Source organism: Neobacillus drentensis (assembly GCF_036965645.1).
Taxonomy (GTDB): domain Bacteria; phylum Bacillota; class Bacilli; order Bacillales; family Cytobacillaceae; genus Neobacillus; species Neobacillus drentensis_D.
On sequence record NZ_JBALPZ010000075.1, the window covers coordinates 1 to 345 of the forward strand.

1 protein-coding gene is annotated in these 345 nt (G+C 30.4%); it reads left to right on the forward strand.

Annotated features, from left to right (window positions below; genetic code table 11):
• Positions 1-124: 124 nt before the first annotated feature.
• Positions 125-340, forward strand: coding sequence for a hypothetical protein (locus tag V7266_RS15000; protein WP_335468715.1), 216 nt, complete (start codon positions 125-127; stop codon positions 338-340).
• The last annotated feature ends 5 nt before the right edge of the window (positions 341-345 follow it).

The following is a 345-nucleotide window of genomic DNA, read 5'->3' on the forward strand; positions in this document are numbered from 1 at the left end:
ATATCATGTCTTCCGAAGATTTAATTATTAATGAGATTTGTCTTTTTCTTTTGAAGAATAGTGTATTTTTTTATTAAAAAAATCTATCTTAATTAGGAAGAAATAATGAAGTGAGGGATTAAATTTGTTAAATGATAAACAATCCAAAGATTCGACTATGGCAGCCAATCAAAAAATGAGTGAAAAATTAAAAGACTATAGTGCAAGGGAAGCTTCCGATGTAAATTCAGAGGCAGCAAGGGCAAATCAAGAAATTCAGGAACAATTCTACGGGAAAACTGAAGAGGACAACCTCCTTCCTTTTCATGTTGATATAAACAATCCCCCAATAAAAAAATAAAACCT